The sequence below is a fragment of the Streptomyces sp. TRM68416 genome (assembly GCF_014596915.1).
Lineage (GTDB): Bacteria > Actinomycetota > Actinomycetes > Streptomycetales > Streptomycetaceae > Streptomyces.
This window is the reverse complement of the sequence record NZ_JACVWU010000009.1, coordinates 1-26,586: the sequence shown is the minus strand read 5'-3', so window position 1 is coordinate 26,586 and position 26,586 is coordinate 1. Positions and strand designations below refer to the sequence as shown.

Here is a 26,586-nt window from a genome sequence, read left to right as displayed (position 1 = left end):
CGCCCGTTAGGGTGCCGCCATGGCCCTGGACGAAGACGGAGTGATCACGCCACGCCTGCGGCTGCGCGATGTCCTGCTGCGCGGCCTGCTGTTCGGCCTCGTGGGCTCCCTGCTCCTCTTCGCCGGACAGCTCCTCATCGGGGACCACGGCGACCGGCTCGACTTCCTCGCGGTCCTCGGCGGCCTCTCGCTGGTCTTCGGCGGGGGGTTCCTGCTCGCTGGACTGTTCTTCTGGGCGCTGTCCCGGAAGGACATCCGGCGGTTCCGCGATTGGCGGACCCTCACCGGCCAGCACAGCGCGCTGTTCATCACCGGCCCCGCCTTCGTGCGCGTCGGTGTGCTCGCCCTTGTCGTCGGTCTCGCCGGTTTCGGCCTGTACCACCTCGTCGACGACGCGTCCTACGGCAGTTGGCTCTACGGCCACTGAACCGCCGTCGCCCCGCTGCGGAACGTGCGTCGGTACGACGTCGGGGTGACCCCCAGGGCCGTCTGGAGGTGCTGGCGCATGGACTGGGCGGTGCCGAAGCCGGCGTGTTGGGCTACCTGGTCGACGGAGAGGTCGGTGGACTCCAGGAGGTGGCGGGCGCGTTCGACGCGCTGCTGGGTGAGCCACTGGCCGGGGCTGACGCCGACCTCCTCGCGGAAGCGGCGGGTGAAGGTGCGTACGGACATGGCTTCCTGAGCGGCCATGTCCCGTAGCTGGATGGGCTCGTGGAGGCGGCCCAGGGCCCAGGCGCGGGCGCCGGTCGTGGTGGCCTGCTGCGGGTCGGGGACCGGCCGCTGGATGTACTGCGCCTGACCGCCGTCGCGGTGCGGGGGGACGACCGTACGGCGGGCCACCTCGTTGGCGACCGCGGTGCCGTGGTCCCGGCGCACCATGTGCAGGCACAGGTCGACGCCGGCCGCGACGCCCGCGGAGGTCAGCACGTCGCCGTCGTCGACGAACAGCACGTCCGCGTCGACCCTGACCCGCGGGAAGAGCCGCTGGAGGCGCTCCGCGTCGGCCCAGTGCGTGGTCGCGGGGCGGCCGTCGAGGTATCCGGCGGCGGCGAGGACGTAGACGCCGGTGCAGATGGAGGCCAGGCGGGTGCCGGGGCGGACGAGGGCGAGCGCGGCGGCCAGTTCGTCGGTGAGCAGGCCCTGCTCGTAGACCGGGCCGAGCTCGTACGAGGCCGGGACGACGACGGTGTCGGCGGTGGCCAGGGCCTCGGGCCCGTTCTCGACCATGACGGCGAAGTCGGCGTCCGTCAGGACCGGGCCCGGCGGGCGGACCGAGCAGGTGACGACCTCGTACAGATGCCGCCCCCGGGCGTCCTTGGGGCGGCCGAAGATGCGGTGCGGGATGCCCAGTTCGAAGGGGAGCAGGCCGTCGAGGGCGAGGACTACGACGCGGTGCGGGCGGAAGTCCGCGTCCGCGCGCGTGTCCGTGGTCTCCGAGGTCATGGCCCGATCCTAGCGAAGGCTGTCCTTCGGGCCACTCGATGGAGGTGGTCGCTGCCTGGAGGCTCTATGGCGTGACCCAGACAAGCCAGATCACGGCAGCCGCCGAGGACACCCGCAGACAGCCCCGTATCCACCGGGCGTGGTTCGTCGCCGCCGTCACCTTCGTGACGATCATCGGCGCCGCCGCCTTCCGCTCCCTGCCCGGTCTCCTCATCGACCCGCTGCATCAGGATTTCGGCTGGTCACGCGGCACGATCGGGGCCGCGGTCTCCATCAACCTGGCGCTCTACGGTCTGACCGCGCCCTTCGCCGCCGCGCTGATGGACCGTTTCGGCATCCGCCGGGTCGTCGCCGTCGCGCTCACCATGATCGCGGTCGGCGCCGGGCTGACCGTGTGGATGACGGCGGCCTGGCAGCTGATGCTGTACTGGGGCCTGCTGGTCGGCCTCGGCAGCGGCTCGATGGCGCTGGCCTTCGCCGCGACGGTCACCAACCGCTGGTTCACCGAGCGGCGCGGACTGGTCACCGGCATCCTCACCGCCGCCTCCGCCTCCGGCCAGCTGATCTTCCTGCCGGTGCTGTCCTGGACGGTCGAGCGGCACGACTGGCGCCCGGCGGCGGTCACGGTGGCGCTCGCCGCCCTCGTCGTCGTCCCCTTCGTCTGGCTGCTGCTGCGCGACCACCCCGCCGACGTGGGCCTGAAGCCGTACGGATCCCGGGAGTTCGTGCCCAAGCCCGCCCCCGCGCCGGGCGCCGCGCGCAGGGCGGTGACGGTCCTGTTCTCCGCCGCCCGCACCGGCCCCTTCTGGCTGCTGGCCGGCACCTTCGCGATCTGCGGCGCCTCCACGAACGGCCTGATCCAGACCCACTTCGTGCCCGCCTCCCACGACCACGGCATGCCCGTCACGGCCGCGGCCTCCCTGCTCGCCGTCATCGGCGTCTTCGACGTCGTCGGCACCATCGCCTCCGGCTGGTTCACCGACCGCTACGACGCCCGCCGCCTGCTCGCCGTCTACTACGCCCTGCGCGGCGTCTCCCTGCTCTTCCTGCCGATCCTGCTCGCGCCGAGCATCCACCCCCCGATGCTCTTCTTCATCGTCTTCTACGGCCTCGACTGGGTCGCCACCGTCCCGCCCACCGTCGCCCTGTGCCGGGAGCACTACGGCGAGGACAGCGCGATCGTCTTCGGCTGGGTCCTCGCCTCCCACCAGGTCGGCGCCGCGCTGGTGGCCTTCCTCGGCGGCGTCGCGCGCGATGCCTTCGGCACCTACGACCCGGTCTGGTACGCGTCCGGCGCGCTGTGCGCGGCGGCGGCACTGATGGCGCTGGTGATCCGGCGCGGGCGGGAGGCGGCGCCCGTGGCGGGCTAGAGGAAGCGGCCCCTGTGGAACAGCAGCGGGGCGGCGTTCTCGTCGCCCGTGCCGAGTGCGTCCACCCGGCCGACCACGATGAGGTGGTCGCCGCCGGTGTGGACCGCCTGGATCGTGCAGTCGATCCAGGCCAGGGTGCCCGCGAGACGCGGTGCGCCGGAGACGGGCGCGGCGTCGTACGTGACCCCGGCGAACTTGTCCGCGCCGCTGACCGCGAAGCCGCGGCACAGCTCGCCCTGGTGGGCGGCGAGGACGTTGACGCAGAAGGCCCCGGCGCGGGCGATACGGGGCCAGGTCGTCGACGTACGGCCGACCATGAAGGCGACCAGGGGCGGGTCGAGGGAGAGGGCGGAGAAGGACTGGCAGGCGAATCCGGCGGGCCCCCCGTCACCGCCTTCGGCGGTGACAACGGTGACGCCGGTCGCGAAGTTCCCGAGCACCCGCCGGAACTCGGCCTGCCCGACCGGAGCGCGCTCGTCCTCGCGGACGCAGCGCAACCGCGGGCGCGGCGGCGCCTGCACGGGGGGTGCGTCCACCAGTCTGAGGTAGCGGACGGCGGCTTCGGCCATACCTGCTTGTCCCATCACATTCCCATTGAAGCTGACGGTTCGTCAGATGGGAAGGGGTGCGCGGGGGCGGGCAAAGCGTCTGCGTACGCTGCCGGCATGGGGTGGGGAGACATACGGCGGGAGCTCGGGCGCGCCCGGTCGGCCTGGGACTCGGTCGCCGTCCACGCGGGTGCGGCGGTGGGGGCGGCACAGCTGCCTGCGGCCGGTCTGGTCTGGTACGTCGCCGTCACGACGGGCGATGACTACGGCGCCGGAGGCGGCGCGTGGGGACTGGCCTGCCTGCTCTTCTTCGCGCCGCTGTGGCTGCCGGCCCTGGGACTGCTCCACGCGTGCGTGCAGACACTGCCGGCCGCCGTGCCGGCGCGGCTCACGATCCGCCGCGTGCGGGGACCCGAGTGGGTGTGGCACCTGGCGTGGGCGGCGGCGCTCGGGGTGGTCTGGGCAGCGGTTGCCGCCGTGCTGTGGGGGTGGCCGTTGGGGGCCACGGCCGCCGTCCTCGTGGCCCTCGGGGTTCTCCCGGTCCTCGGTGTGGCGTACTTCAGGCGCAGCAGCCGGTCCCCCGAGCGGGCATGGGGGTGCTCGGGAACCTGGATCGTCTCGGCGGGCCTGTCCTTCGTGCTGCTCGTGGTCGTCTTCGGGGGTGCCGTCCTGGCCACCGAGACCGGGATCGTCGAGGAGTACGAGCCTCCGCGGCTGTCCGCCGGGCAGCTCACCGGCGTATGGCGTGGCGAGGACGGCGAGGTGCTGAGCCTGCACTCGGGCGGTCGGGCCGAACTGACCGCGCTGCCCACCGAGTCGGAGTCCGTCGACTGGTTCGCCGACCCGCCCTACACCGTGTGCGAGGGCACCGGTAGCTGGGAACTGGTGCGGAAGAGCGAGGAGATCGAGCGCGACGGCGTCGGTCTGACGGTCGGCGGCGGATGCGGGCAGCCCACGCTCTGGAGGATCGGCGGTACGGAGGGCGACCCCGAGCTGTTCGTGCTGTTCGGCGATCCGGACGCGGGCGACCTGCGGATCCTCACCCGGGACTGAGCCCGTTCAGCGCCCCCTGAACTCCGCACTCCTGCGCTCCACGAAACTCGCCACCCCCTCCCGCGCGTCCTCGGTCGTCATGTTGACCTCCTGCGCGGCCGCCTCCGCCGCGAAGGCCGTGGCCCGGTCGGTGTCGAGGGAGGCGTTGACGAGCTGCTTGGTGAGGGCGAGGGTGCGGGTCGGGCCCGCGGCGAGGCGGGCCGCCCATTCGCGGGCCGTCTTGTGCAGCTCGCCGTCCGGGACGACCCGGTTGACCAGGCCGAGGCGTTCGGCGTCGGCCGCGCTCAGCGCGTCGCCGAAGAACATCAGCTCCTTGGCGCGCTGGGGGCCGATCAGACGGGGGAGGAGATAGGCGCCGCCTCCGTCGGGGACCAGCCCGCGACGGACGAACACCTCGATGAACCTCGCGGACTCCGCGGCCAGTACGAGATCGCAGGCGAGGGCGAGATGGGCACCGAGCCCGGCCGCCGTACCGTTCACCGCCGCGATCACCGGCTTCTCGCAGTCCAGGACCGCGGCGATCAGGCGTTGCGCGCCCAGGCGGATGGTGCGGGCCACGTCTCCGGGGATCCTCTCGCCGCCCGCGGCGGCTCCCCGGAGATCCGCGCCTGCGCAGAACCCGCGGCCGGTACCGGTCAGCAGCACGGCTCGCACCTCCGGGTCGCCGGAGGCGTCGCCGAGCAGGTGGATGAGGCGTTCCCGCTGGTCAGGGGTGATGGCGTTGAGGGCTTCGGGGCGGTTGAGGGTGATGCGGCAGACGTGATTGTCAGTGGCGTGCCGTATCAATGAGTCAGCGGATTTTTCCGGCTCTTGGGGGGAATCGGGCATGCTCATTTCAGCTGCGTTCTTGTCGGGAGCGTTCTTGTCGGGGACGTTCATGTCAGCGGCACACCGCCAGCGCGTCCAACGCCACGGCACCCTGCCCGCGCTCCAGCACCATCAGCGGATTGATGTCGAACTCCGCCAGCTCGCCCCCGAGTTCCAGCGCCATGCGCTGCACTCTGAGGATGACCTCGACGAGCGCGTCCGTGTCCGCCGGAGGCCGCCCCCTGACCCCGTCGAGGAGGGCCCGCCCGCGCAGTTCGGCGAGCATGTCCCGCGCCTGCTCCTCGCCGAACGGCGGCACGCGTACGGCGGTGTCGCGCAGCACCTCGACCAGCACACCGCCGAGCCCGACCGTCACCGCGGGCCCGAAGAGTTCGTCGTGCGTCACGCCCACGACCATCTCCACACCCCGCTCGACCATCTGGCAGACCAGTACGCCGTCCAGGGAGACGTCCTCGTAGCGGGCGATGTCGGTCAGGTCCCGGTAGGCGTCGCGGACCTGGCTGGCCGAGGTCAGGCCGACCTTCACCAGACCCAGCTCGGTCTTGTGGGCGATCCGCGCGCCAGACGCCTTCATCACCACCGGGTAGCCGACCAGCCCGGCCGCCCGCACGGCCGCCGCCGCGCTGCTCACCAACTGCTCGCGCGGTACGCGGATTCCGTACGCCCGCAGCAACTGCTTCGCCGCGTGCTCGCTCAGCTGCTGCCCCGGCCGCATCAGGGCCTGTGCCTTGCGGAAGGAGGGCGAGGGCAGGCGCGGGGCCCGGTCGAAGGGGGAGCGGTAGCCGGTGACGAAGCGGTGGTGGTCGAGGTAGGCACGGACGGCGGTGATGCAGTTGCCGACGGTCCGGAAGGTGGCCACGCGCGAGGAGCCGAGCAGCACCTCGCGGTAGGCCCGCTCGGTGCCGACCGGCGACCCCCACACCACGCAGACCAGCTTGTCGGTCCGCTCGGCGGCGTCCACCAGGTCCTGCACGAGCCGGTCGCTCAGCGGGGGGAAGGGCCCGGTGACCGGGCAGACGAGGACGCCCACCTCCGGGTCGGCGAGGATCGCGTCGATGATCTTCCGGCCGCGCTCGTCGCCGACCGGGTGGCCGCCGTTGTCGACCGGGTTGGCCACGCTCAGGTACTCGGGTATCCACTGGTGCAGTTCGGCCTGCTTGGCGGCCGACAGGGTGGGCAGCCTGAGCCCCGCCTCGGTCGCCAGGTCCGCGAAGTGCGCGCCCGTGCCGCCCGAGATGGAACAGACGGCGACCCCGTCGGCGCGCGGCGGCCGGGCCCGGGCCAGCAGGGTGGCGGTGTCCTGGAGTTCGTCCAGGCCGTCGACGCGGATCACCCCGTACTGCCGCATCGCCGCGTCCACCACCGCGTCCGCGCCGGTCAGCTTGCCGGTGTGGGAGGCGGCCGTGCGGGCGCCGGTCTCGGTGCGGCCCACCTTCACCGCGACGACCGGCACCTTGCGCCGCGCCGCCCGGTCGGCGGCGAGGAGAAAGGAGCGGCCGTCCTTGAGGCCTTCCAGATAGCAGGCGATGGCCCCGACCTCGGGCCGCTGCGCGAAGTAGGACAGGAAGTCGGCGGTCTCCAGGTCGGCCTCGTTGCCGGTGGGCGCCCAGTGGGAGAGGCGGACGCCGAGTTCCTGGAGGGCGAAGACGGGCCGCCCCTGGTGGCCGGACTGGGTGATCAGGGCGATGGCCGGGCCGTCGAGGTCGGTGCGGAACTCCTCGAAGGCGTTGAGGTTGGTGTTGGGCCCCAGCAGCCGCATCCCGGACTCGCCGACGGCGGCGGCGAGCCGGGCCTGCGCGGCGGCGCCCTCCTCGCCGGTCTCGGCGAAGCCGGAGGCGAAGACGACGGCGAACTTCACCTTGGCCTCGGCCAGTTCCTCGATCACTGGAAGGGGGTCGGCGACCAGGAGTACGGCGAGATCGACCTGTTCGGGCAGGTCGGCGACGGAAGGGGAGCAGGGGATGCCGAACACGGACGGGCGGCTGGGGTGCACCGGGTGCAGCCGGGCCCCGACCCGTTCGGACCAGGCGAGCAGTTGCCGGGTGATGCCGGTGTTCGGCCGCCCCTCGGCGTCCGAGGCGCCGATCACGGCGACGGACTCGGGGCGGAAGAAGCGGTCCAGATCGGGGACGTCGGCATAGAGCGGCCGGCCGCTGACGTCGAGATCGTCGACCTCGGCCGGCCGACCGTGTACGGCGGGCCCGGGCTGCTCGCCGCAGGCGAGGACCCGGGTCCGGCGGGAGTCGGTGGTAAGGGTGCCTCGGGTTGATCCAAGCATCGGTCCGCCCGCTCCTGTGTGACAGCGATTAACTGACGCACTGTCAGATTACTGAACTGACGCGACGTCAGGAACGGCTGTGCGCGCAAAGTTGGAGCGGGCGACCGCCCGGCGGGCCGGGCGGGGCTGCTCTTGGTCGGCTGGCAGCCGGGGCGTCCGGGGCGGGGCTGCTCCCGGTCGGCCGGCGGCCGGGACGCCGGGGTGGCGCTCCTCGCGGCCGGCCGGCGGCCGGGGCACCGGCGCGGTGCTCTTCTCGGCCGACCGGCAGCCGGGACGCCCGGGGCGGCGCTCCTCTCAGCCCACCGGCAGCCGGGACACCCGGGCCCCGCTCTTCTTCGCGACGGCCCTGGCGATCTTCTCCGCGTCGATCGCCAGCTCCCGGAACATGCCGGAGATGGGGTTGGTGAAGCCGGTGAAGTACAGGCCGGGTGCGCCCGCCGGGGTGCGCGCGCCGTGCACCACCGGCCTGCCCCGCCCGTCCAGCACGTCCAGGTGGCCGACGAGGCCCTCCAGGGCGCGGGCGTACCCGGTGGCGGCGATGACGGCGTCGGGCTCGATCCGGCTGCCGTCGGCGAGGGCCACCTTGCCGCCCTCGAAGCCGTCCACGGCGGCCACGACCTCCACCCGGCCCTTGCGCACGGCGTCGATCAGGCCCACGTCCTGCACCGGGACGGCCCCCTCGGTCACCCGCGTGTAGAGGCCGGTGTCGGGGCGGGGCAGCCCGTGCGCCGACAGGTCCGGCACGCTGACCCTGGCCAGCGGACGGGCCAGCCGGTCGACCAGGCCGACCGGCAGCCGCCGTACCAGCACCCCCGTGTACTGGGCGGCCCAGCCCGCGGTGGAACGGCGCACGATGTGCGGGGCGGTGCGCACGGACAGCCGTACCCGCGCGGCCCCGCCCTCGACGAGGTCCACGGCGATCTCGGCGCCGGTGTTGCCGACCCCGACGACCAGGACGTCGCGTCCGGCGTAGGGCTGGGCGTTGCGGTAGGCGGAGGCGTGCAGCAGTTCGCCGGTGTAGGCCTCGCGGCCGGGCCAGTCGGGCAGCAGGGGGGTGTGGTTGTAGCCGGTGGCGACCACGACCGCGGCGCCGGTCAGCTCCCGGCCGCCGGTGGCGTGCAGCAGCCAGCCCTCGCCGTCGGAGGTGCGCTCGACGCGGGAGACCTCGACGCCGGTGACGATCTCCAGCTCGTGGTGCTCGGCGTACTTCTCCAGGTACCGCACGACGTCGTCCCGGGACACCCACCGCCCGAACCGGCGTGGCATCGGCAGCCCGGGCAGTCCCGACAGCCGCCGGGTGGTGTGCAGGTGCAGCCGGTCGTAGTGGCGGCGCCAGGAGGCGCCCACGCGGTCGGACTTCTCCAGGACGACCGCGCGTATGCCCTGGGCGCGCAGTGCGTACGCGACGGAGAGCCCGCCGGGGCCGCCGCCGATGACGTACACGGGGCGGTCCGCGGCGGCTGATGAATGCGCTGTGGAGTCGGCCATGTGCGCGAGCGTAATCACCTGCCCCGTTGATGGGTCTCGGTCAAGACCGGAATTGGTTGCGGATTGATCACGCCTGTAGGAGGAGTGGGTGGGGTCGGTGACGTAGGCCGCCCGCTTGTGTGGAGGCGGCGAAAGGGACGGCTTCCCGGGGCCCATTATCTGACGTACCGTCAGATGCATGGAGACGGTCTGGCTCGGCGGTGCGGAGTGGCTGGCGGTGCTGCGCATAGGTCTCGGCCTGTGGTGGCTGGAGAGCTGGCGGCACAAGGACAAGAAGACCTGGTTCGAGGGTGCGGGCATCGCCTGGGCGGCCGACATGGCCGCCAAGCACCGCTGGAACGCCGTACGGTCCGGCTTCGAGACCGTGGTCGTGCCCCGTCCCCGGGCCATGGCCTACCTCGTCGCCTACGCGGAACTCGCCCTGGGCCTCGGCCTGATCGCCGGCTTCCTCACACCGGTCGCGCTCGTCGGCGGGCTGCTCCTCAACGGCCTCTACTTCACGCTCATGATCCACGACTGGGCCGAGCAGGGGCAGAACTCGATGATGGCGCTGATCTCGGTCGTCGCGCTGTTCGGGATGTCCTGGCAGACCTGGTCGCTGGACAGCGCGCTGGGGCTGTTCTGATGGACGGCCGCCACGACCTCCCGGAACCGGACGCCTTCACCCGGCCGTACTGGGACGCGGCGGCCGACGGCCGCCTGCTCATCCGCCGCTGCGGCGCCTGCGGGCGCGCCCACCACTACCCCCGAGAGTTCTGCCCGCACTGCTGGAGCGAGGACGTCACCTGGGAGACCGCCAGCGGCCACGCCACCCTCTACACCTGGTCCGTCGTCCACCGCAACGACCTCCCGCCCTTCGACCGGCGCACTCCGTACGTCGCCGCCGTGGTCGACCTCGCGGAGGGGCCGCGGATGATGACGGAGATCGTCGGGAGTGCGGGGGAGGAGCTGCGGGCCGGGATGGACCTGGAGGCAACCTTCCGGGAGGGGATGCCGGTGTTCCGGGTGCGAGGGTGACCGCAGCGGGGGAAACAAGAAGCCCCCGCCCCCCAGCCGCAACCGGAACGAGCGGCACCGCCGATCCCCGGTTTCAATGGCCCCATGACGCGCCTGGACCACGACAGCCCCCCGGCCCCGCCCCTCCCCGAACTGCACGGACACGGGCTGCGACTGCGCCCCTGGGATGCGGGGTCGCAGACGGACGTCGACGCCTGGCTGCGCGGGCGCACCGACCCGGAGTTCCAACGCTGGAACACGCCGCTCGTCATCACCAGGGACCTCGACAGCGCGCGCGAGTCGCTGCTGGGCTCGGCGCGCAGTGCGGCGGAGGGGACGTCGGCGCCGTACTGCATCACCGACGGGGAGACCGGCCGTCCGCTCGGGCACATCGGCGTCAACCTCATCAACCGCGTGATGCGCTCCGGCCGCGTCGGCTACTGGGTCCTGCCCGAGGCGCGCGGCCACCGCGTCGCCACCCGCGCGCTCGCCCTGGTGGCCCCCTGGGCCCTCGGCGACCCGGGACTGCACCTGCACCGCCTGGAACTGGACCACGCCGTCGGCCACGACGCCTCCTGTCGCATCGCCGAGCGCTGCGGTTTCCGTTACGAGGGGACCCTGCGCGGCGCGATGTGGGAGGCGGGGCGGCACGACGCGTACCGGGACATGCACCTGCACGCGCGCCTCGCCGGTGACCCGGAGCCGCCGGACGCGGTATGAAGGAGAAGGCGTCTACGTGACGACCGTGCGTTCACTCGCGATAACGGTGGCCAACTCCCGTACAGACGCGGGATCATGAGACATGCGCTCGGACGACTGGTACGTCACGGAAGACCTCGAACACTTCCTCGCCCACGCGGGAGGATTCCTGCGGTCAAGGCCCGATCTGCACACTGTCGCCCTGACGGTGACGGAGACGCTGCGGGCACGCGGCCTGCGCGCCTACGGCGACGGCGCGCCCGTCTTCGGCGTGATGGAACGGGACGGGCAGGTGCGCGGCGCCTACTTCCGCACCCCGCCCTTCCGGCTGAACGTCACCCCCCTCACCGCCGACGAGACCGACGCCCTCGCCGCCCACCTGGTCGCCTCCGGCCAGCCGGTGCCGGGCCTGATCGGCACCCGCGAGACGGCGGCCGCCTTCAACACCTCCTGGCAGCGCCACACCGGCGCGACCGCGACCCTGCGTCAGCGTCAACGGCTCTACCGCCTCGGCACGTTGACCATGCCCCAGCCGGTCCCGCCGGGTCGGGCGAGGATGGCGAACGAGAAGGACCGGGACCAACTGGTGCGCTGGTACGGCGAGTACGTCGAGAGCGTGGGCGAACTGTCCTCGGCGGACCCCGAGACCTGGGCGGACCAGAAGATCGCCTCCGGTGGCATCGCCTTCTGGGAGGGCCCCGACGGCACGCCCGTCTCCATGGCCGGAGTGACCCCGATGGTCGCCGGCCAGGTCCGGGTCGCTCCCGTCTACACCCCGGCGCACCTGCGCGGACACGGCTACGCCGGTGCCGTGACGGTCGAGATCAGCCGCGCCGCCCTGCGCGCCGGCGCCGAGGAGGTCCTGCTGTTCACGGACCTCTCCAACCCGACCAGCAACGGCCTGTACCAGCGCCTCGGCTACCGCGCGGTGGCCGACTTCGAGGTCTACGACTACCGGGGCGGCACGGCCTCCTAGCCGGGCGGCGTCAGGGCCAGAGCAGCTCCCGCTCCCAGCCTCCCTCCGTGCGCCGGTAGTTCAGCCGTACGTGTCTGCGCGCGGCGTCGCCCTGGAAGAACTCCACCTCCTGCGGGCGCAGGTGGTAGAGGGTCCAGGTCGGGACCGGTGCGTCCGGGTCGCTCCCGGCGCGCGCCCAGGCCGCCTCCGACGCCGCCCGCAGCTCCTCCACCGAGCCCAGCACCTCGCTCTGCCGGCCGGTCAGGGCGGCCGCCAGCGCACCCGTGGAGCGGGCGTGCAGGTCGGCCTGGCTCTCCGCGGACGGCGCCGCCGTGACCGGCCCCCGCAGCCGCACCTGGCGGCCCTGCGCCGGCCAGTAGAAGCCGAGGGCCGCGTACGGGCGGGCGGTGAGCTGGCGGCCCTTCCTGCTCGTCACATGCGTCGCGAACGACCAGCCGTCCGCGTCGGCGCCGTGCAGCATCACCGTCCGCACGTCCGGCAGGCCGTCGGCGTCCGTCGTCGCGAGCGACATGGTGTGCGGCTCCGGCTGGCCCGCCGCCACCGCCTCGGCGAACCACGCCGTGAACAGCGCCAGCGGCTCCGCCGGGGCCGCCGCCGGGTCGAAGGGCGGCAGCGCGGTCACCTCCGGGTCCCACACCCGCAGCGACCTCAGCAGCTCATGAAGATCCGTTCCCATACGGTGATTGTCAGACGCTTCCCAGGTCGGACGAGACCCAACGCTCCGGACGCATCCGTACGACCACCTGCTCCCCGTGGTTCTTCCACGCGAAGTCGACGTACCCGTCCACCTTCTCGGCGGGCAGATAGCGCGCGGACATCTCCCTGAGCTGCTCGATCGAGGCCGGTTCGGTCCCGATGACCGGCCCCTCCACCGACACGTACCGGATCGTCGGCTCCAGCCGGTCCACCATCAGCGTGAACCGTCCCGCGGCGCTGATCAGCCGGTGCTTGCGGGAGTCCAGTCCGGTCATGATCCACACGGTGCCGTCGGGCTCGACCTGGTACCAGATGGGCACGGTGAGCGGGGCGCGCCCGGCTCCCGCGTCCACCGACAGCGCCGCCACGTGCGGCTCGGCCAGGAATGCGGAACGTTCTTCGCGGTTCAGGGCCATCTCGGTCTCCCAGTCCACATCGACAGTCCGGCTGAACCTCACAACGCCCACCCGGGCGCAGGCGTTCCCGGCCCCACCCCCAGGGCCCCGACGGGCGTACCGGGTCGGCCCCCTGCTCAGTCCCGGCCCAGCACCACCGTCCCCGCCGAGCAGAACCACCCCCCGGTGCCGCACGCGACGCCCAACCGGGGCAGCTCACCGTCCCGCCCGCGCACTTGCCGCGCCCCGCCCTCGCCCCGCAGTTGCCGCACCGCCTCCACCAGCAGGAACAGCCCGCGCATCCCGGGGTGCTGGGCCGACAGGCCGCCGCCGTCCGTGTTGACCGGCAGCGCGCGGGCCGCCACGTACGCCCCGCCCTCGCCCTTCTTGCAGAACCCGAGGTCCTCCAGCGTCACCAGGGTCATGTAGGTGAACGCGTCGTAGATCTGCGCGAAGTCGATCTCCTCCGGCCGCACCCCCGCCCGCCGGAACGCCAGCGGCCCGCTCACGGCCGCCGGGGACACCGTGAAGTCCGGCCACTCGGACATCGCGGCGTGCGAGACGTGCTCGCCGGTGCCGAGGATCCACACGGGCCGGGTGCGGCAGTCCCGTACGTACTCCTCCGCCGCGAGCAGCACCGCCGCCCCGCCGTCGGAGCGGATGCAGCAGTGCAGCTTGGTGAAGGGGTCCGCGATCATCGGGCCGGACAGCACGTCGTCGACGGTGACCGGCTCCCGGAACATGGCCTCCGGGTTCAGCGCCGCGTACTCCCGAGCCTGCACCGCGACCTGGGCCAACTGCTCGATGGTGGTGCCGTGTTCGTGCATGTGGCGGCGGGCGGCCATCGCGTACTTGGCGACGAGGGTGTGGCCGTAGGGGACCTCGAACTGGAGCGGGCCGCGGGCGCCGAAGGAGAGGTTCCCGGTCCGCCGGCCCGCCCTGATGTCGGCGCGGGCGGTCGAGCCGTAGGCCAGCAGGACCGCGTTGGCGTGCCCGGCGGCGATCGCGTCGGCCGCGTGGGCGGCCATCACCTCCCAGGTCGAGCCGCCCACCGAGGTGGAGTCGACCCAGGTCGGGCGCAGCCCCAGGTACTCGGCCACCTCCACGGGCGCGAGGGTGCCGAGACCGGCCGACGCGAACCCGTCGACGTGCCGCAGCTCCAGCCCCGCGTCCGCCAGTGCCCGGCGGGCTGCCTGGGCGTGCAGGGCGTAGGCGGTGGCGTCGTCCACCCGGCCGCAGTCGGAGAGGGCGACGCCGACCACGGCGACTTTCCGGTGTCCGGCACTCATGACAGGCCTCATCCCTCTGGGCAACTGGATCCGGGACTCCTAATATGACGGACCGTCAGATCTGGAGGGAAGGGGTAGCGATGGACGCCGGCTTCACCGCCGAACAGGACGAGATCCGCCGTACCCTGCGCGAACTGCTGCACAAGCGGTCCGGACCGGAGGAAGTGCGGGCCGCCCTCGACACCCCGGCCGGGCACGACCCCGCCCTGTGGACCGCCCTCGCCGAACAACTCGGCCTGCCCGGACTCGCCCTCCCCGAGGCCTACGGCGGAGTCGGCTGCTCCGCCACCGAACTCGCCCTCGCCTGCGAGGAGACGGGCCGCACCCTCGCACCGACCCCGCTGCTCGCCACCGCCGTCCTCGCCGCCCCGCTGATCCTCGCCCTCGGCACCGACGCCCAGCGGGCCGACCTGCTGCCCCGGATCGCCGCGGGCACCCTCACCGCCGCCCTCGCCGCACCCGCCACCGCCCTCGCCCTCACCTGCGACAACCGCGGCGACTGGGCCGGCGGCGGGCGGGCCGGAGGCGTACAGGCCCGGCGCGCGGGGGACGGCTGGCGACTCTACGGGGAGGTCACGCACGTCCTCGACGGGCACAGCGCGCAGCTCCTGCTCGTCGCCGCCCACAGCGGGGGGTTCGCCCGGTCCCGCACCGACCTCTTCCTCGTCCCGGGGGACGCGGAAGGGCTGGTCCGGGCACGGCAGACCGCCCTCGACGCCACCCGCCCCCGGGCCCGCCTCCAACTACGGGACGTCCAGGCCGAGCTGCTGGGCGAGGAGGGCGCGGACGTGCCCGGCGCCCTCGCCCGCCTCGGGAACACCGCCGCCGCCGTGCTCGCCTGCGAGGCCGTCGGCGCCGCCGACCGGGCACTGGAGCTGACCGTCGAGTACGTGAAGCAGCGCGAGCAGTTCGGGCGGCCGGTCGGGTCCTTCCAGGCCGTCAAGCACCGGCTGGCCGACGTCTACGTCCAGGTGCAGGCCGCCCGCTCCGCCGCCTACTACGCCGCCTGGGCCACCGCCCACCGCGAAACCGTCGGCGGGCTCGCCCTCGCCCAGGCGCTCCAGGCGCTGCGCACCGCCGCCGGCGAGGCGATCCAGCTGCACGGCGGCATCGGGTTCACCTGGGAGCACCAGGCCCACCTGTACTTCAAGCGGGCCGCCGGGGACGAGCTGCTGTTCGGACCCGTGCACCGGCTGCGGGCCCACGCGGCGGACGCGGCGCGGCTCTTCCTGGCGCCGGAGGTGGCGGTGTGATCGGCGTACGGGTGGTGCAGAAGGTGTCGTCGACGCGCGGTTTCGCCAAGGTGGCCCCGTACGTCATCCCCGCCCTCGACCGGGCCGTCCACCGGCTCACCCGCGGGAAGGTGCTGCTCAGCGCCCAGATGCTGCCCGGCGTGGTGCTGACCGCGACCGGCGCCCGCAGCGGACTGCCCCGCCGTACACCGCTCGCCTGCATGCCGGAGGAGGGCGGCGGCAGCTGGATCCTCGTCGGCTCCAACTTCGGCCGCACCGGCCACCCCGCCTGGACCGCCAACCTGCTCGCCCATCCCGACGCCGAGATCAACTGGAAGGGCGAGGACATCCCGGTGACCGCCCGTCTCCTCACCGGAGAGGAACGCGCGGCGGCCTGGAAGGCGGTCCTGGCCTTCTGGCCGCCGTATGCCACGTACCAGGCGCGGGTGGAGCGGGAGATACGGCTGTTCAGGATCGTGCGGAGGCCGTAGCGAAGGCCGGGCCGCGGGCGGTGGCCGGCGCCCGGCCGCCGCTCACAGCGTCGCCAGGCGCTGGACCAGCAGGAACGCGCCGATTCCCAGCATCGCCGCGCCCGAGGTGCGGGTGACCGCACGCGCCGCGGCCGGGCGGGCGCCGAGGACCGCGCGGGCCCCGACGCCCACCGCCAGATAGACGGCCGCGCAGCACGCCATGTGGAGCAGGCCGAGGACGGTGGTCTGGAGGGCTACGGGGAGGTGGTCGCCCCTCGTCGTCAGGAACTGCGGCAGTACGGAGAGGTAGAGCAGCAGCCCCTTCGGGTTCATGCCGCTGATCGTGGCCCCGCGCAGGAAGACCCGTACGCCACTCGTCTGGACCCTCTCCCCGGCCCCGGGCACCCCCGGCCGCCGCAGCACCCCCCACCCCAGCCACACCAGATACCCGGCCCCCGCCACCGTCAGCGCGGTGAGCAGCGTCGGCGAACCCGCCACCAGGACCGCGAGACCCGCCGCCGCCAGCACCGTGTGCAGGGCGTACCCACTGACCAGGCCGCTCACGGCCGCCGCCACCGAGCCGCCGCGCAGACCGGCGGAGATCGCGTACGCCCAGTCGGCGCCCGGTACGCAGACCAGCAGCAGGTCGATGGCGAGGAAGGAGAGGAGGGTCGCGGAGTCCATGGAGGGGACATTAGGCGTGAATGGCCCGAAAGTGTTCCCGGAATTTGCCCTCTACCAGCGATTTCAGGGGAAGATCTACCCCATGGACGACGTGGACCGGAAAATCCTTGCCGAGCTTCAGCAGGACGGGCGGCTGACCGTGACCGAACTCGCCGCGCGGGTGCGGCTGAGTGTCTCGCCGTGCCACCGGCGGCTGCGGGAGCTGGAGCGGTCGGGCGCGATCAGCGGATACCGGGCCGTCGTGGAACCGGCCGCCGTCGGGCTGACCTTCGAGGCGCTGGTCTTCGTCTCCATGCGGCAGGAGGACCGGGACACGGTCGCCGAGTTCGAGCGGGCCCTCGCGGACATCCCCCACGTACTGGAGGCGGAGCGGCTCTTCGGCGAACCCGACTACCTGCTGCGGGTGGCCACCGCCGACCTCGCCGCCTTCCAGCGCCTGTACGACGAACGGCTCGCCGCGCTGCCGGGCGTGCAGCGGCTGACCTCGACGCTGGTGATGAAGCACGTCGTCAAGGACCGTCCGCTGCCCGCATAGCACGGCAGGCGGCCGCCCACATGAGTGAACAGCCGCCTGCCAGACAGGACTTGCGGGACCGGAGAAGCCGGGGACGTTACTTCGTCGGCTTCTTGCCCGTCACGCCCAGGTGCACCAACAGCGCCAGGTTCGGCTTGAGTTCGGCCTGCTTGACGCCCCAGCTCTGGAAGCCCTTCTGGTGCGAGGCCACCGCCGCGAGCATCGCGACGAGCGAACCCGCCACGGCCGCCGGGTTGACGTCCTTGTCGACCCGGCCCTTGGACTGCAACTCCGCCACCGCGTCCGCGAGGGAGTTGTTCACCGAGTTCAGGATCTTCATGCGGATCTTGTAGAAGCGCTTGTCGCCCTCGGCCGCCCCGAGGTCGACCACGCGCAGGATCGCCTCGTTCCTGCGCCAGAACTCCAGGAATCCGTCGACGAGTTCCTGAGCGGTCTGCCAGCCGGCCTTGCCGACCCAGCTGCGCCCGGCGACCACCTCGGTCAACCCGGCGCCCTCGGCGGCCATTTGCTCGGCGATCTCCAGGACGGCGCCCTCGACGTCCGGGAAGTACTGGTAGAAGGTGGCGGGCGAAGTGCCCGCCTTCCGGGCGACATCGATGACTTTGACGTCCCGGTAGGGAGAGGAGCTGAGCATCTCGCTGAGGCAGTCCAGCAGCTTCTGCCGCGTCGCCTGCCCACGCCGGCCGGCCACGCGGCCGTCGACGGTACGCACTTGTCCTGTCATGCCGTCAGCTTACCGAGGGGTGATCGGAGCGCGATTCGGCCGACTGCAAATGGGGTGCACGGGGGGTCGGGGACAGGTGTGCCTGGTCTGCGGGGTGCGTGAGGGGCCGTTACTTTGGCGACATGGCCGAAAACAGGGCATCCGGGTATGCGGAGGGCGTCCCCTGCTGGGTGGACGCACAGCTCCCCGACATCGATGCGGGCAGGCGGTTCTACGGTGAGCTCTTCGGGTGGACCTTCGAGGAGCGGGGAGCGCTGTACGCGCTGAAGGACGGGGAGCCGGTCGCCGCCCTCGTCCCCAAGACGGACGGACGGATGCCGACCGTCTGGACGGTGTACTTCGCCACCCCGGACATCGGGGGGCTGGTCCGGCGGATCCGGGAGGCGGGCGGCCAGATCGTCACGGCCCCGGTGCCGGCCGGCCCGGACGAGGGGACGACCGCCCTGGTCACCGACCCGGAAGGCGCTGTCTTCGGCCTCTGGCAGGCGGGCACCCACCCCGGCTTCGGCCGCCGCCACGAGCCCGGCACCTTCGCCTGGGCCGAGCTGTACGCCCGGGACACCGAGGTCGCCAACGCCTTCTACGGCGGCCTCTTCCACGACGCCCTGTTCGGGCAGGACGCCGAACCCGACTTCGGCCGCGCCCCCGTCGCCGACGTCTTCCCGGCCGTGATGCCCCCGCACTTCCTCGTCCACTTCGGCGTCGAGGACTGCGAGAGCGCCCTCGCCGCGGTCCGCAGGCTCGGCGGACGCGTCCAGGTGCCACCCTTCGAGACGTCCTACGGCACTGTGGCCGTCGTCACGGACAATCAGGGGGCGTCGTTCGCCCTGCTGCAACGCTCGTAGCGGGCTCGCCTCGGAACTCAGGGCGGTCTTTTGTCCGGAGACACCCCGATTCGGCCCCGGGTTCGCAACCGCGCCCCGGTACAGGAAGAATCGGGGTGCGTGCAGCCATGGCGGTGCGGTGGTGAGACGCTGCACTTCGGCCGCGTGCATAAGTGGGTGACGCGGCCCGTACGGGGAGGTGGCAGGCAAGTGGTGGATCAGCTGACACAGCACGATCCGCGGCGCATCGGGCCGTTCGAGGTGCTGGGACGGCTGGGGGCCGGCGGCATGGGTCTGGTCTATCTCGCGCGGTCGGCGTCCGGCCGGCGCGTGGCGATCAAGACCGTGCGCACGGAACTCGCCGAGGACCAGCTGTTCCGGGTCCGCTTCACGCGCGAGGTGGAGGCGGCCCGCGCCGTCTCCGGCTTCTACACGGCGGCCGTGGTCGACGCGGACCCGCGCGCGGCCGTGCCGTGGCTGGCCACCGCCTACGTTCCGGCGCCCTCCCTCGAAGAGATAGTGAACGAGTGCGGGCCGCTGCCGGCCCAGGCGGTGCGCTGGCTGGCGGCCGGCGTGGCGGAGGCCCTGCAGTCCATCCACGGCGCGGGTCTGGTCCACCGGGACCTGAAGCCCTCCAACGTCCTCGTCGTGGAGGACGGTCCCCGCGTCATCGACTTCGGCATCGCGTCCGGCGTTTCGAACACACGTCTGACGATGACCAACGTGGCCGTCGGCACCCCCGCCTACATGTCCCCCGAGCAGGCCAAGGACTCCCGCAGCGTCACCGGCGCCAGCGACGTGTTCTCGCTCGGCTCGATGCTCGTCTTCGCCGCCACCGGACACCCGCCTTTCCACGGCGCCAACCCGGTCGAGACGGTCTTCATGCTGCTGCGCGAGGGCCCGGACCTGGAGGGCCTCCCGGACGAGCTGCGCCCCCTCATCGAGTCCTGCATGCAGATGGAGGCCACGGCCCGCCCCAACCCCGCCGACCTCCAGGCCCAGCTCGCCCCCCACCTCTTCGGCTCCGGCTCCGACGACAGCGGCACGGCGTCCGCCTGGCTGCCCGAGCGGGCGGTCAGCCTCATCGAGGGCCGCCGCAACGGCCGCCCGCCCGCCAAGCCCGGACAGACCGGCCGCAGCAGCGGCGGACGGGGCGCCCCCGTACCGCCCCCGCCCCCGCACGACCCCGTCGTGCCCACCCCGCCCGCCCCCGCCGTCCCCGTCGGCGCGCCCGACACCGGGCCCGTGCGCCTGGCCGGCGCCCAGGTGCCGATCGGGCCAGGACCGCGCGTCGCCGACGCCCGCGCCGCCGCCGTGAAGGCGCCGCCCCCGGAGGCCGGCCTGGTCGCCTCCTGGTCCAAGCCCCGCCCCGGCGTCAACGGCGCCGACTCCGCCGTGGGCCCCGCCGTACCCCCGGCGCCCGCCGCGCCCCCGGAGGCGGCGAGCGGCTGGCGACCCTGGCGGTTCCGCATGTCGAACGACGTGTGGGGCACCCCGGCCGTCGCCGGCGACCTCGTCTACGTCACCTCCTTCGAGGTGCACGCCCTCGACGTCGGCACCGGCCGGCGCCGCTTCAAGACGCGGGACGTCGCCTGGTCGATGGCGGTCGCGGACGGCCGTATCCACGCCTCCGACGGGCCCACTCTCTTCGCCCTGGACTGCCGCGAGGGCGGCGACCTGTGGCGGCTGCCGACGGACGCCTGGGTGTACTCCCTCAAGGCCGAGCGCGGCACGGTCGTCACCGGCACCCGCGGCGGCGGCGTCCAGGCCTGGGAGGCCTCCACCGGCCAGAAGCTGTGGGAGATCACCGGCGCCCAGACCGACTTCGAGTCCCCCGAGGCCGGACCCGCCCTGCACGACGGCACGGTCTACGTCTGGCAGGACGCCCGGCTGCGCGCCCTCGACGCCCGCACCGGCGACGAGCGCTGGTCGTACCCCATCGGCGACGCGGCCTCCTGCGGCGGCGTCCCGGTCCGCGTCGCGCAGGCCCCCGACGGCTACGTCTACGTCTGCGCCGGCACCCGTGTCCTCGCCCTCGACGTCGCGGGCGGCCACGTCCGCTGGCACTTCGAGGCCCCGGCCGCCTTCCTGAGCCCGCCCGCCTTCGTCCCCGGCCCCGCGGTCACCGGCGGCGGCGTCTACCTCGCCGACTACCTCGGCACGGTCTACGCCCTCGACGCCACCGACGGCCGCGACCGCTGGCGCATCGCCACCGAGGCCCGCTCCTCCACCGAGCCGGTCCTGGTCGCCGCCGGCCACGTCCACGTGGGCAGCGGCAAGGGCCTCTACACCCTGGACGCGGTCACCGGCACGCCCAAGTGGCGCTTCCAGGCGGGCGGCGACATCGTCGGTGCCCCGGCGGTCGCCGAGGGCCGCATCCACTTCGGCTCCACCGACCACCTGCTCTACACCCTGAAGGCCGACGACGGCCGACTCCGCTGGAAGCTCGCGACCGGCGGCGAGATCACCGGCTCCCCGGTCGTCCAGGACGGCGTCGTCTACGCCTGCAGCAAGGACCGCTGCGTGTACGCGCTGGACGCGGAGAAGGGGACGGGGACGGCCCGGACTGCTTGAGGGGGTCGGCCCTGACCGCCCGAGGTCGGATCCGGGGACGGCCGTCGTACCGGGGCACGGAAGGGTTCCGGACGGCGGCCGCCGGTGCGGGGAGCGGCCCCCCAGGCGTGCCCACGGGGCTCCGAGGGGTGCTCTCTCCCCAGACGCTACGCCGGGGACGCCCCGGTCGCCACGTGGTGACATGACCGTGACAGGTGATCGCTAGGGTGGCGTTATGGATCTTCGGGGGCGCAAACTCAAACTCACAGCGGTAACCGCATTGGTGGTCCTGGCCCTGACCGGTTTCTCCACGGGCCGCGGCCACGGCGGCGGCAGCGGCGACGGCGACTCGGGCGGCGGATGCAGCAGCTCCAGCCAGAACCACGACAGCTCCTCGGGCTCGCGCCACGACGACGATGACGACGACGGTTCGGGCTCGGGCCCGGGTCCGGACGGCTCCGCGGAACTCCAGGGAGAGACCACGGTCAAGCTGGTGAGCTGCGCGACCGAGACCAGCCCGTACGCGACCGTCGAGGTCACCAACCCGAACACCACCGGCACCGACGTCACCGTCGTCTTCCACTTCCTGGACGCCCAGTCCGCCGTCGTCGACATGCAGTCGGTGGACGAGCACGTGCCCGCGAACCGGACGGTGACCGTCCAGGTCGACCTCTCCCAGCACGTCGACCCGGCCAAGGTCGACCACTGCGAGGCGGAGCTGATGCCCTCCGTCTGACCGCCGGTCACCGGTCACCTCACGCGGAACTCCCCGGAACGCCGGCCGGCGAACAACTCCGCCTGCCGCTCCACGGGCAGGTTCCCCAGGGCGATGAGGTGCGGCGCCTGCGCGAACGCCTGCGCACGGGCGGCTTCTTGGGCCGCCCACAGCGACCGCACGGTCCCCTGTACGGCCTCGGCGGGACACCCGGCGATCACGGTCGCGCAGCGCACGGCCGCCGCCACCGCGTCCTCCGCGACCTCCGAGACGAACCCGACCTCATGGGCCCGTCGCGCCGACATCCGCTCGGCGGTGCCCATGAGCATCATCCGCGCCGCCTCCCCGTACGGCATCCGCAGCGCCATGAGCATCGACTCGTAGGCGCTGACCATGCCGTAGGTGGTGTGCGGATCGAAGAAGACCGCCGACGGCTCGGCCACGAGGAAGTCGCACTCGCCGAGCAGATAGAAGGCCCCGCCGCAGGCCGCCCCGCGCACGGCCGCTATCACCGGCTTCCACAGGTCGTTGGCCTTCGGCCCCACCCGCAGCAGCGGATCGTCCTGCATGTACGGCGAGTTCGGCTGCGCCACGACCGCGTCCCGGTCGATCCCCGTGCAGAACGCCCGCTCCCCGGCGCCGGTGAGCACGACGGCCCGTACGGAGTCGTCGAACCTGAACTCCCGCCAGACCTCCCGCAGTTCCTCGGCCATGGCCAGGTCGATGGCGTTGAGCCGCTCCGGCCGGTCGAGGGTGACGACGGCCACGGCCCCTTCCCTGCCGACGCCGAGACTCATGGCCGCTCCAGCATCCACCGGGGCAGCCCGTCCCGGCCGAAGACGACACGCACCCGGGCACCGATCCGGATCCGGTCCGGGGAGAAGGAGTTGAGCGGCGCGTCCGGACCGGTGACGAGGTTGCCGACCAGCCGGATGCGCGGATGGTCGGCCAGCTCGACGACGATCACCCCGTACGGCGCCTGCTCGGCGTAGTCCGGCAGCAGCGGCGGATGCGGCACGACGTACGACCACACCCGCCCGTGCCCGCTGACCGGCCGCCACTCGCTCGCGAAGGACTGGCAGTGCGGACAGCACGGGCGGGGCGGAAAGCGGAGCTCGCCGCAGTCGGCGCAGGCCTGGACACGGAGCTCGCCCCGGGCGGCGTACTGCCAGAAGGGGGCGCCGTCGGCATCGGTGACGGGGGACAGCATCTGCGGTCAACTCCTCAGAAGCAGCGCGGAGGTGGGGACGCCTTCGCCCGCGGTGACGAGGCAGGTGGCGGCGCCCGGCACCTGGGCGGTACTGCTGCCGCGGAGCTGCCGGACGCCCTCGTTGATGAGGTTGAAGCCGTGGACGTAGGCCTCGGAGAGCCCTCCGCCCCCGGTGTTGAGGGGGAGCGGGCCGCCGATCTCCAGCGCGCCGCCCTCCGTGAAGGCGCCCCCCTCGCCTCGTCCGCAGAAGCCGTAGCCCTCCAGGGAGAGCGGTACGAGGCAGGTGAACGCGTCGTAGATCTGGGCGACGTCGACGTCCTGCGGGGTGAAGTCGGCGTGTTTCCACAGGTGTCGGGCGGCGGTCCAGGCGGGGCCGGTGAGCGGGTCGTCGTTCCAGTAGTTGACCATGCCGTGGTGCTGGGCGGGCAGCCCCTGGGCGGCGGAGTGCACGTAGACGGGCGTGCGGCGGCAGTCCCGGGCGCGCTCGCTGCTCGTGATCACACAGGCCAGCGCCCCGTCGGTTTCCAGGCAGTTGTCGAAGAGGCAGAGCGGCTCGCTGATCCAGCGGGAGGTCATGTACATCTCGCGGGTCAGGGGCCGGTCGTACATCACGGCGGCGGGGTTCTGGTTGGCCCGGTTGCGGCAGGCGAGGGCGACGTTGAAGAGGTGGTCGCGGGTCACGCCGTACTCGTGCATGTAACGGCGGGCCAGCATGGCGATCTCGTCGACGGGCCGGAGCAGCCCGAAGGGCCGGGTCCACTGCGCGGGCGTGGGCAGTTGGACGGTCGTGTTGGTCCACGGCCGCGGCCCGCTGCCCCGCTTCCGCGACCGCCAGGCCACGCCGACGGTCGCCTGCCCGGAGGCGACGGCGGCGGCGAGGTGAGCGACCGTCGCGCACGAACCGCCGCCCCCATAGCCGACCTTGCTGAAGAAGGTCAGGTCGCCGAAGCCCACGGCCTTCGCCAGCTCCACCTCGTCCGTCTCCTCCATCGTGTAGGAGGCGAGCGCGTCGACCTCGCCGGGCGCGATGCCTGCGTCGTCGAGCGCGGCGAGCACGGCTCGGCAGGCGAGGGTGCGCTCGTCCTCGGGGAGGTGCCTGGCGAAGGGGGTCTGCCCGATTCCGACGATGGCGGTGGCGTCCTTGATCCCGTTCGTACCCATGCTGTTGCCCTCCCCATCGGCTGACAGGGCGTCAGGTTACAGCTAATCTGACGGACAGTCAGCTAGTGGTTTGGGGGCTGTTGTGCGCGGTGACATGGAGTGGGGCAGCATTCCGGAACTCGTGCGATACGCGGCCGAACGGTACGCGGACACCGAGGCGGTGGCAGAGGGCCGCACCCGGATCTCGTACGCGGAACTCGGCGCCCGGGTCGAACGCTCGGCGGCGGCATGCCTGGCGAACGGCGTACGCACGGGCGACCGCGTCGGAATCTGGGCGCCCAACACCCTGGACTGGATCGTGGCGGCACTCGGCGCGGTCTCGGCCGGTGCGGTACTCGTCCCGCTGAACACCCGCTTCAAGGGAACCGAGGCGGCCGACGTACTGCGCCGCAGCGGCGCACGGCTGCTGTTCGTGACGGGCACGTTCCTGGGCACGTCCTACGTGGCCTCCCTGCGGCGGGCCGCGGGGAGTTCGGGGCTGCCCCGACTGGAGAACGTGGTCGTCCTCTCCGACGACGCCCCCGCGGACTTCCGCACCTGGAAGGACTTCCTCGCGAGCGGGGACGGCGTGGGGGAGGTCGAGGTGCGGGCGAGGGCGGCGGAGGTGGGGCCGGGGTCGCTGTCGGACATCATCTACACCTCGGGCACGACCGGCCGCCCCAAGGGCGCGATGATCACCCACGAGCAGACCCTGCGGGCGTACGAGACATGGTCCGACCTCGCGGGGCTGGAGCGCGGGGACCGCTACCTGATCGTCAACCCCTTCTTCCACACCTTCGGCTACAAGGCCGGCGTCATCGCCTGCCTGACGCGCGGCGCGACGATGATCCCGCAGCCGGTCTTCAACGTGAACACCGTGCTCGCCAACGTCGCCTCGGAACGCGTCTCGGTGCTGCCGGGCCCGCCGACGCTGCTCCAGTCCCTGCTGGACCACCCGGGCCGGGCCGCGTACGACCTCTCGGCACTCCGGCTGGTGGTGACGGGGGCGGCGGTGGTGCCGCTGCGACTGGTGGAGCGACTGCGCTCGGAACTCGGGGTCGCCACGGTCCTGACGGCCTACGGCCTCTCGGAGGCGAGCGGCATCGTGACGATGTGCCGCCGCGGCGACGACCCGTCGGTGATCGCGTCGACGTCGGGACGGGCGATACCGGGGGTGGAGGTGCGCGTGGATTGCCCTTCGGCCGACACCCCGGGCGAGATCCTGGTCCGCGGCTTCAACGTCATGCGGGGCTACTGGGAGGACCCGGCGGCCACGGCGGAGACGGTCATGGAGGACGGCTGGCTCCGCACGGGCGACGTAGGCGTCCTGGACGAAGCCGGCAACCTGCGCGTCACCGACCGCCTCAAGGACATGTTCATCGCCGGCGGCTTCAACGCCTACCCGGCGGAAATCGAGCGCACCCTCGGCCTGCACCCCGATGTGGCGGACGTGGCGGTGATCGGCGTACCGGACGCCCGGCTGGGGGAGGTGGGCAAGGCCTACGTGGTCCGACGGCCGGGCTCGGTCCTCACCGCGGACGACCTCATCGCATGGTCCCGGCGCGAGATGGCCAACTACAAGGTGCCGAGGGCCGTGGAATTCGTGGGGGAACTACCGCGGAACGCGAGCGGGAAGGTGGTGAAGGGGGAGCTGAGGGGCGCTGGCGGCTGACCGGCGCCCCTGTTGTGCCGTTGCGTGCGGCTGGGCTCACCCGAAGGCGCGGACGGCCTGGTAGTACGTCCAGGCGGTGCTGTTGCAGGCGGTCTTGGTGGCGCCGGAGTAGTTGTTGCAGACGCGCTTGAGGTCCTCGTAGAAGGCGCTGTCCAGACGTGACTTGTTGGCGCTGAACGTGCCCGTCGCCTTGTAGTTGCGGTAGCCGAAGTCGTGGCGCGCGCAGGAGAGCGAGAAGGGGAAGCCGAAGGGGTTGTCCGGCGAGGAGGAGCAGTAGTCGGTGGACCAGTCGAACCCGTAGGCGCCCCAAGCGCCTTGGTTGGCCCGAGCCGCGGCCCACTGGCTGTAACTCGACGAACTGGTCTGCGTCCAGCTCGCGAGCACCTGCGCCTTGTCGGCAGGAGCAGCGTCGGCCGCCGTCGCCGTGGCGACCACGGTGACGAGGGTCAGGGTCGAGGTTGCAAGTGCGGTGCCGAGTCTGCGGTGCATCCCACACCTCCGTGAGGCTGTTGCCCATTGCCCACCACCCGTTGCCGTCGCCGTCGCCGTCGCCGTCGCCCGAGCGGCAGGTTCATGTCATAAGGATCGGTAGGTTGGGGGTTGTTCACACCTGAACTGACCCAATTGCCGATTAAGGATGGGATGTGAGGGGTGATCAGGAGGTGAACGGAGGGTTGGCCGGACCGGTGAACCCCGTTTACGGGGCCCCGTGTCTCGGTGTGGGCCGCCCGCTTCTGGGTCAGTGTCGTGCTTCCGCGACCCGAGTAA

At 72.7% G+C, this 26,586-nt stretch carries 28 protein-coding genes; 14 read left to right on the top strand and 14 right to left on the bottom strand.

The annotated features are described in order from the left end of the window. The first annotated feature begins 19 nt into the window (after positions 1-19). Complete coding sequence (locus ICC28_RS16110; RefSeq protein ID WP_188289257.1) at positions 20-427, top strand: DUF6336 family protein; 408 nt, start codon at positions 20-22, stop codon at positions 425-427. Here the strand turns inward: ICC28_RS16110 and ICC28_RS16105 are convergent. Beyond that, complete coding sequence (locus ICC28_RS16105; RefSeq protein ID WP_188289256.1) at positions 415-1,443, bottom strand: GlxA family transcriptional regulator; 1,029 nt, start codon at positions 1,441-1,443, stop codon at positions 415-417. The genes ICC28_RS16110 and ICC28_RS16105 overlap by 13 nt on opposite strands. 71 nt (positions 1,444-1,514) lie before the next feature. Here ICC28_RS16105 and ICC28_RS16100 point away from each other — a divergent pair, with 71 nt between their 5' ends. Then, positions 1,515-2,813 carry an MFS transporter gene (locus ICC28_RS16100; protein ID WP_188289255.1) on the top strand — a complete coding sequence of 433 codons (1,299 nt, stop codon included), beginning with the start codon at positions 1,515-1,517 and terminating at the stop codon, positions 2,811-2,813. On the opposite strand, the gene ICC28_RS16095 is transcribed toward ICC28_RS16100, so the two are convergent. Beyond that, the gene (locus ICC28_RS16095) at positions 2,810-3,397 is read right to left on the bottom strand and encodes a flavin reductase family protein (protein ID WP_188289254.1); all 588 of its coding nucleotides are present in this window, start codon (positions 3,395-3,397) and stop codon (positions 2,810-2,812) included. The two genes, ICC28_RS16100 and ICC28_RS16095, sit on opposite strands and share 4 nt — an antisense overlap. A gap of 81 nt (positions 3,398-3,478) precedes the next feature. Between ICC28_RS16095 and ICC28_RS16090 the strand changes: the two genes are divergently transcribed. After that, complete coding sequence (locus tag ICC28_RS16090) at positions 3,479-4,414, top strand: hypothetical protein (protein ID WP_223188947.1); 936 nt, start codon at positions 3,479-3,481, stop codon at positions 4,412-4,414. Positions 4,415-4,420: 6 nt separating this feature from the next. Here ICC28_RS16090 and ICC28_RS16085 read toward each other — a convergent pair whose 3' ends face one another. From ICC28_RS16085 to ICC28_RS16075, 3 genes are all read right to left on the bottom strand, one after another. Beyond that, a complete protein-coding gene (locus tag ICC28_RS16085) occupies positions 4,421-5,242 on the bottom strand; it encodes an enoyl-CoA hydratase/isomerase family protein (RefSeq protein WP_188289484.1) in 822 nt (273 codons plus the stop codon). 52 nt (positions 5,243-5,294) lie between these two features. Then, the gene (locus ICC28_RS16080) at positions 5,295-7,520 is read right to left on the bottom strand and encodes an acetate--CoA ligase family protein (protein WP_188289253.1); all 2,226 of its coding nucleotides are present in this window, start codon (positions 7,518-7,520) and stop codon (positions 5,295-5,297) included. Between the two features lie 294 nt (positions 7,521-7,814). Then, positions 7,815-9,008, bottom strand: a complete 1,194-nt coding sequence (locus ICC28_RS16075) for a flavin-containing monooxygenase (RefSeq protein WP_188289252.1) — start codon at positions 9,006-9,008, stop codon at positions 7,815-7,817. Between the two features lie 178 nt (positions 9,009-9,186). On the opposite strand from ICC28_RS16075, the gene ICC28_RS16070 reads away from it, so the two are divergent. The 4 genes from ICC28_RS16070 to ICC28_RS16055 all read left to right on the top strand — a co-directional run bounded on the left by ICC28_RS16070 (position 9,187) and on the right by ICC28_RS16055 (position 11,679). Further along, positions 9,187-9,633, top strand: coding sequence for a DoxX family membrane protein (locus tag ICC28_RS16070; RefSeq protein ID WP_188289251.1), 447 nt, complete (start codon positions 9,187-9,189; stop codon positions 9,631-9,633). Next, positions 9,633-10,025: a Zn-ribbon domain-containing OB-fold protein gene (locus ICC28_RS16065; RefSeq protein WP_188289250.1), complete on the top strand. Its 393-nt coding sequence runs from the start codon at positions 9,633-9,635 to the stop codon at positions 10,023-10,025. The genes ICC28_RS16070 and ICC28_RS16065 overlap by 1 nt, the downstream gene beginning before the upstream one ends. Before the next feature lie 84 nt (positions 10,026-10,109). After that, a complete protein-coding gene (locus ICC28_RS16060) occupies positions 10,110-10,724 on the top strand; it encodes a GNAT family N-acetyltransferase (RefSeq protein WP_188289249.1) in 615 nt (204 codons plus the stop codon). 82 nt (positions 10,725-10,806) lie between these two features. Continuing rightward, positions 10,807-11,679 carry a GNAT family N-acetyltransferase gene (locus ICC28_RS16055; protein WP_188289248.1) on the top strand — a complete coding sequence of 291 codons (873 nt, stop codon included), beginning with the start codon at positions 10,807-10,809 and terminating at the stop codon, positions 11,677-11,679. Between the two features lie 10 nt (positions 11,680-11,689). On the opposite strand, the gene ICC28_RS16050 is transcribed toward ICC28_RS16055, so the two are convergent. The 3 genes from ICC28_RS16050 to ICC28_RS16040 all read right to left on the bottom strand — a co-directional run bounded on the left by ICC28_RS16050 (position 11,690) and on the right by ICC28_RS16040 (position 14,059). After that, a complete protein-coding gene (locus ICC28_RS16050; protein WP_188289247.1) occupies positions 11,690-12,355 on the bottom strand; it encodes a pyridoxal 5'-phosphate synthase in 666 nt (221 codons plus the stop codon). A gap of 10 nt (positions 12,356-12,365) precedes the next feature. After that, the gene (locus tag ICC28_RS16045) at positions 12,366-12,791 is read right to left on the bottom strand and encodes a pyridoxamine 5'-phosphate oxidase family protein (protein ID WP_188289246.1); all 426 of its coding nucleotides are present in this window, start codon (positions 12,789-12,791) and stop codon (positions 12,366-12,368) included. A 116-nt stretch (positions 12,792-12,907) separates the two neighbouring features. After that, complete coding sequence (locus ICC28_RS16040; protein WP_188289245.1) at positions 12,908-14,059, bottom strand: thiolase C-terminal domain-containing protein; 1,152 nt, start codon at positions 14,057-14,059, stop codon at positions 12,908-12,910. A gap of 80 nt (positions 14,060-14,139) precedes the next feature. Between ICC28_RS16040 and ICC28_RS16035 the strand changes: the two genes are divergently transcribed. Further along, the gene (locus ICC28_RS16035; RefSeq protein WP_188289244.1) at positions 14,140-15,312 is read left to right on the top strand and encodes an acyl-CoA dehydrogenase family protein; all 1,173 of its coding nucleotides are present in this window, start codon (positions 14,140-14,142) and stop codon (positions 15,310-15,312) included. Then, a complete protein-coding gene (locus tag ICC28_RS16030) occupies positions 15,309-15,782 on the top strand; it encodes a nitroreductase/quinone reductase family protein (RefSeq protein ID WP_188289243.1) in 474 nt (157 codons plus the stop codon). Before ICC28_RS16035 ends, ICC28_RS16030 begins: the two co-directional genes overlap by 4 nt. A 42-nt stretch (positions 15,783-15,824) precedes the next feature. Here ICC28_RS16030 and ICC28_RS16025 read toward each other — a convergent pair whose 3' ends face one another. After that, positions 15,825-16,445: a LysE family translocator gene (locus tag ICC28_RS16025; RefSeq protein ID WP_188289242.1), complete on the bottom strand. Its 621-nt coding sequence runs from the start codon at positions 16,443-16,445 to the stop codon at positions 15,825-15,827. Between the two features lie 82 nt (positions 16,446-16,527). Here ICC28_RS16025 and ICC28_RS16020 point away from each other — a divergent pair, with 82 nt between their 5' ends. Continuing rightward, on the top strand, positions 16,528-16,980 hold the full coding sequence (locus ICC28_RS16020) for an Lrp/AsnC family transcriptional regulator (protein WP_188289241.1): 453 nt from the start codon (positions 16,528-16,530) through the stop codon (positions 16,978-16,980). A gap of 76 nt (positions 16,981-17,056) precedes the next feature. Here the strand turns inward: ICC28_RS16020 and ICC28_RS16015 are convergent, their stop codons facing one another. Then, positions 17,057-17,692: a TetR family transcriptional regulator gene (locus ICC28_RS16015; RefSeq protein ID WP_188289483.1), complete on the bottom strand. Its 636-nt coding sequence runs from the start codon at positions 17,690-17,692 to the stop codon at positions 17,057-17,059. Between the two features lie 134 nt (positions 17,693-17,826). Here ICC28_RS16015 and ICC28_RS16010 point away from each other — a divergent pair, with 134 nt between their 5' ends. The 3 genes from ICC28_RS16010 to ICC28_RS16000 all read left to right on the top strand — a co-directional run bounded on the left by ICC28_RS16010 (position 17,827) and on the right by ICC28_RS16000 (position 21,817). Next, positions 17,827-18,549 carry a VOC family protein gene (locus tag ICC28_RS16010; RefSeq protein WP_188289240.1) on the top strand — a complete coding sequence of 241 codons (723 nt, stop codon included), beginning with the start codon at positions 17,827-17,829 and terminating at the stop codon, positions 18,547-18,549. Between the two features lie 189 nt (positions 18,550-18,738). Next, a complete protein-coding gene (locus ICC28_RS16005; protein ID WP_188289239.1) occupies positions 18,739-21,102 on the top strand; it encodes a PQQ-binding-like beta-propeller repeat protein in 2,364 nt (787 codons plus the stop codon). Positions 21,103-21,316: 214 nt separating this feature from the next. Then, positions 21,317-21,817: a hypothetical protein gene (locus ICC28_RS16000; RefSeq protein ID WP_188289238.1), complete on the top strand. Its 501-nt coding sequence runs from the start codon at positions 21,317-21,319 to the stop codon at positions 21,815-21,817. A gap of 14 nt (positions 21,818-21,831) precedes the next feature. On the opposite strand, the gene ICC28_RS15995 is transcribed toward ICC28_RS16000, so the two are convergent. Genes ICC28_RS15995 through ICC28_RS15985 form a run of 3 tightly spaced genes read right to left on the bottom strand, consistent with a single transcriptional unit; the run spans position 21,832 to position 24,167 of the window. Beyond that, positions 21,832-22,593 (bottom strand): enoyl-CoA hydratase/isomerase family protein, encoded by a 762-nt coding sequence (locus ICC28_RS15995; RefSeq protein ID WP_188289237.1) that lies wholly within the window; start codon positions 22,591-22,593, stop codon positions 21,832-21,834. Further along, positions 22,590-23,006, bottom strand: a complete 417-nt coding sequence (locus tag ICC28_RS15990) for a Zn-ribbon domain-containing OB-fold protein (protein ID WP_188289236.1) — start codon at positions 23,004-23,006, stop codon at positions 22,590-22,592. Before ICC28_RS15990 ends, ICC28_RS15995 begins: the two co-directional genes overlap by 4 nt. A gap of 6 nt (positions 23,007-23,012) precedes the next feature. Continuing rightward, positions 23,013-24,167 (bottom strand): lipid-transfer protein, encoded by a 1,155-nt coding sequence (locus ICC28_RS15985; RefSeq protein ID WP_188289235.1) that lies wholly within the window; start codon positions 24,165-24,167, stop codon positions 23,013-23,015. 94 nt (positions 24,168-24,261) lie between these two features. Between ICC28_RS15985 and ICC28_RS15980 the strand changes: the two genes are divergently transcribed. Then, entirely contained in the window at positions 24,262-25,818 is a 1,557-nt protein-coding gene (locus ICC28_RS15980; protein ID WP_188289234.1) for a FadD3 family acyl-CoA ligase, read from the top strand. Positions 25,819-25,854: 36 nt separating this feature from the next. On the opposite strand, the gene ICC28_RS15975 is transcribed toward ICC28_RS15980, so the two are convergent. Next, a complete protein-coding gene (locus ICC28_RS15975; protein WP_188289233.1) occupies positions 25,855-26,307 on the bottom strand; it encodes a phospholipase in 453 nt (150 codons plus the stop codon). Positions 26,308-26,586 lie beyond the last annotated feature (279 nt).

Coding starts and splice junctions, on each gene's coding strand:
- ICC28_RS16110 (WP_188289257.1), top strand. CDS start 20: ATGGCCCTGGACGAAGACGGAGTGATCACGCCACGCCTGCGGCTGCGC.
- ICC28_RS16105 (WP_188289256.1), bottom strand. CDS start 1,443: ATGACCTCGGAGACCACGGACACGCGCGCGGACGCGGACTTCCGCCCG.
- ICC28_RS16095 (WP_188289254.1), bottom strand. CDS start 3,397: ATGGGACAAGCAGGTATGGCCGAAGCCGCCGTCCGCTACCTCAGACTG.
- ICC28_RS16090 (WP_223188947.1), top strand. CDS start 3,479: ATGGGGTGGGGAGACATACGGCGGGAGCTCGGGCGCGCCCGGTCGGCC.
- ICC28_RS16085 (WP_188289484.1), bottom strand. CDS start 5,242: ATGCCCGATTCCCCCCAAGAGCCGGAAAAATCCGCTGACTCATTGATA.
- ICC28_RS16080 (WP_188289253.1), bottom strand. CDS start 7,520: ATGCTTGGATCAACCCGAGGCACCCTTACCACCGACTCCCGCCGGACC.
- ICC28_RS16075 (WP_188289252.1), bottom strand. CDS start 9,008: ATGGCCGACTCCACAGCGCATTCATCAGCCGCCGCGGACCGCCCCGTG.
- ICC28_RS16070 (WP_188289251.1), top strand. CDS start 9,187: ATGGAGACGGTCTGGCTCGGCGGTGCGGAGTGGCTGGCGGTGCTGCGC.
- ICC28_RS16065 (WP_188289250.1), top strand. CDS start 9,633: ATGGACGGCCGCCACGACCTCCCGGAACCGGACGCCTTCACCCGGCCG.
- ICC28_RS16060 (WP_188289249.1), top strand. CDS start 10,110: ATGACGCGCCTGGACCACGACAGCCCCCCGGCCCCGCCCCTCCCCGAA.
- ICC28_RS16055 (WP_188289248.1), top strand. CDS start 10,807: ATGCGCTCGGACGACTGGTACGTCACGGAAGACCTCGAACACTTCCTC.
- ICC28_RS16050 (WP_188289247.1), bottom strand. CDS start 12,355: ATGGGAACGGATCTTCATGAGCTGCTGAGGTCGCTGCGGGTGTGGGAC.
- ICC28_RS16045 (WP_188289246.1), bottom strand. CDS start 12,791: ATGGCCCTGAACCGCGAAGAACGTTCCGCATTCCTGGCCGAGCCGCAC.
- ICC28_RS16040 (WP_188289245.1), bottom strand. CDS start 14,059: ATGAGTGCCGGACACCGGAAAGTCGCCGTGGTCGGCGTCGCCCTCTCC.
- ICC28_RS16035 (WP_188289244.1), top strand. CDS start 14,140: ATGGACGCCGGCTTCACCGCCGAACAGGACGAGATCCGCCGTACCCTG.
- ICC28_RS16025 (WP_188289242.1), bottom strand. CDS start 16,445: ATGGACTCCGCGACCCTCCTCTCCTTCCTCGCCATCGACCTGCTGCTG.
- ICC28_RS16020 (WP_188289241.1), top strand. CDS start 16,528: ATGGACGACGTGGACCGGAAAATCCTTGCCGAGCTTCAGCAGGACGGG.
- ICC28_RS16010 (WP_188289240.1), top strand. CDS start 17,827: ATGGCCGAAAACAGGGCATCCGGGTATGCGGAGGGCGTCCCCTGCTGG.
- ICC28_RS16000 (WP_188289238.1), top strand. CDS start 21,317: ATGGATCTTCGGGGGCGCAAACTCAAACTCACAGCGGTAACCGCATTG.
- ICC28_RS15995 (WP_188289237.1), bottom strand. CDS start 22,593: ATGAGTCTCGGCGTCGGCAGGGAAGGGGCCGTGGCCGTCGTCACCCTC.
- ICC28_RS15990 (WP_188289236.1), bottom strand. CDS start 23,006: ATGCTGTCCCCCGTCACCGATGCCGACGGCGCCCCCTTCTGGCAGTAC.
- ICC28_RS15985 (WP_188289235.1), bottom strand. CDS start 24,167: ATGGGTACGAACGGGATCAAGGACGCCACCGCCATCGTCGGAATCGGG.
- ICC28_RS15980 (WP_188289234.1), top strand. CDS start 24,262: ATGGAGTGGGGCAGCATTCCGGAACTCGTGCGATACGCGGCCGAACGG.
- ICC28_RS15975 (WP_188289233.1), bottom strand. CDS start 26,307: ATGCACCGCAGACTCGGCACCGCACTTGCAACCTCGACCCTGACCCTC.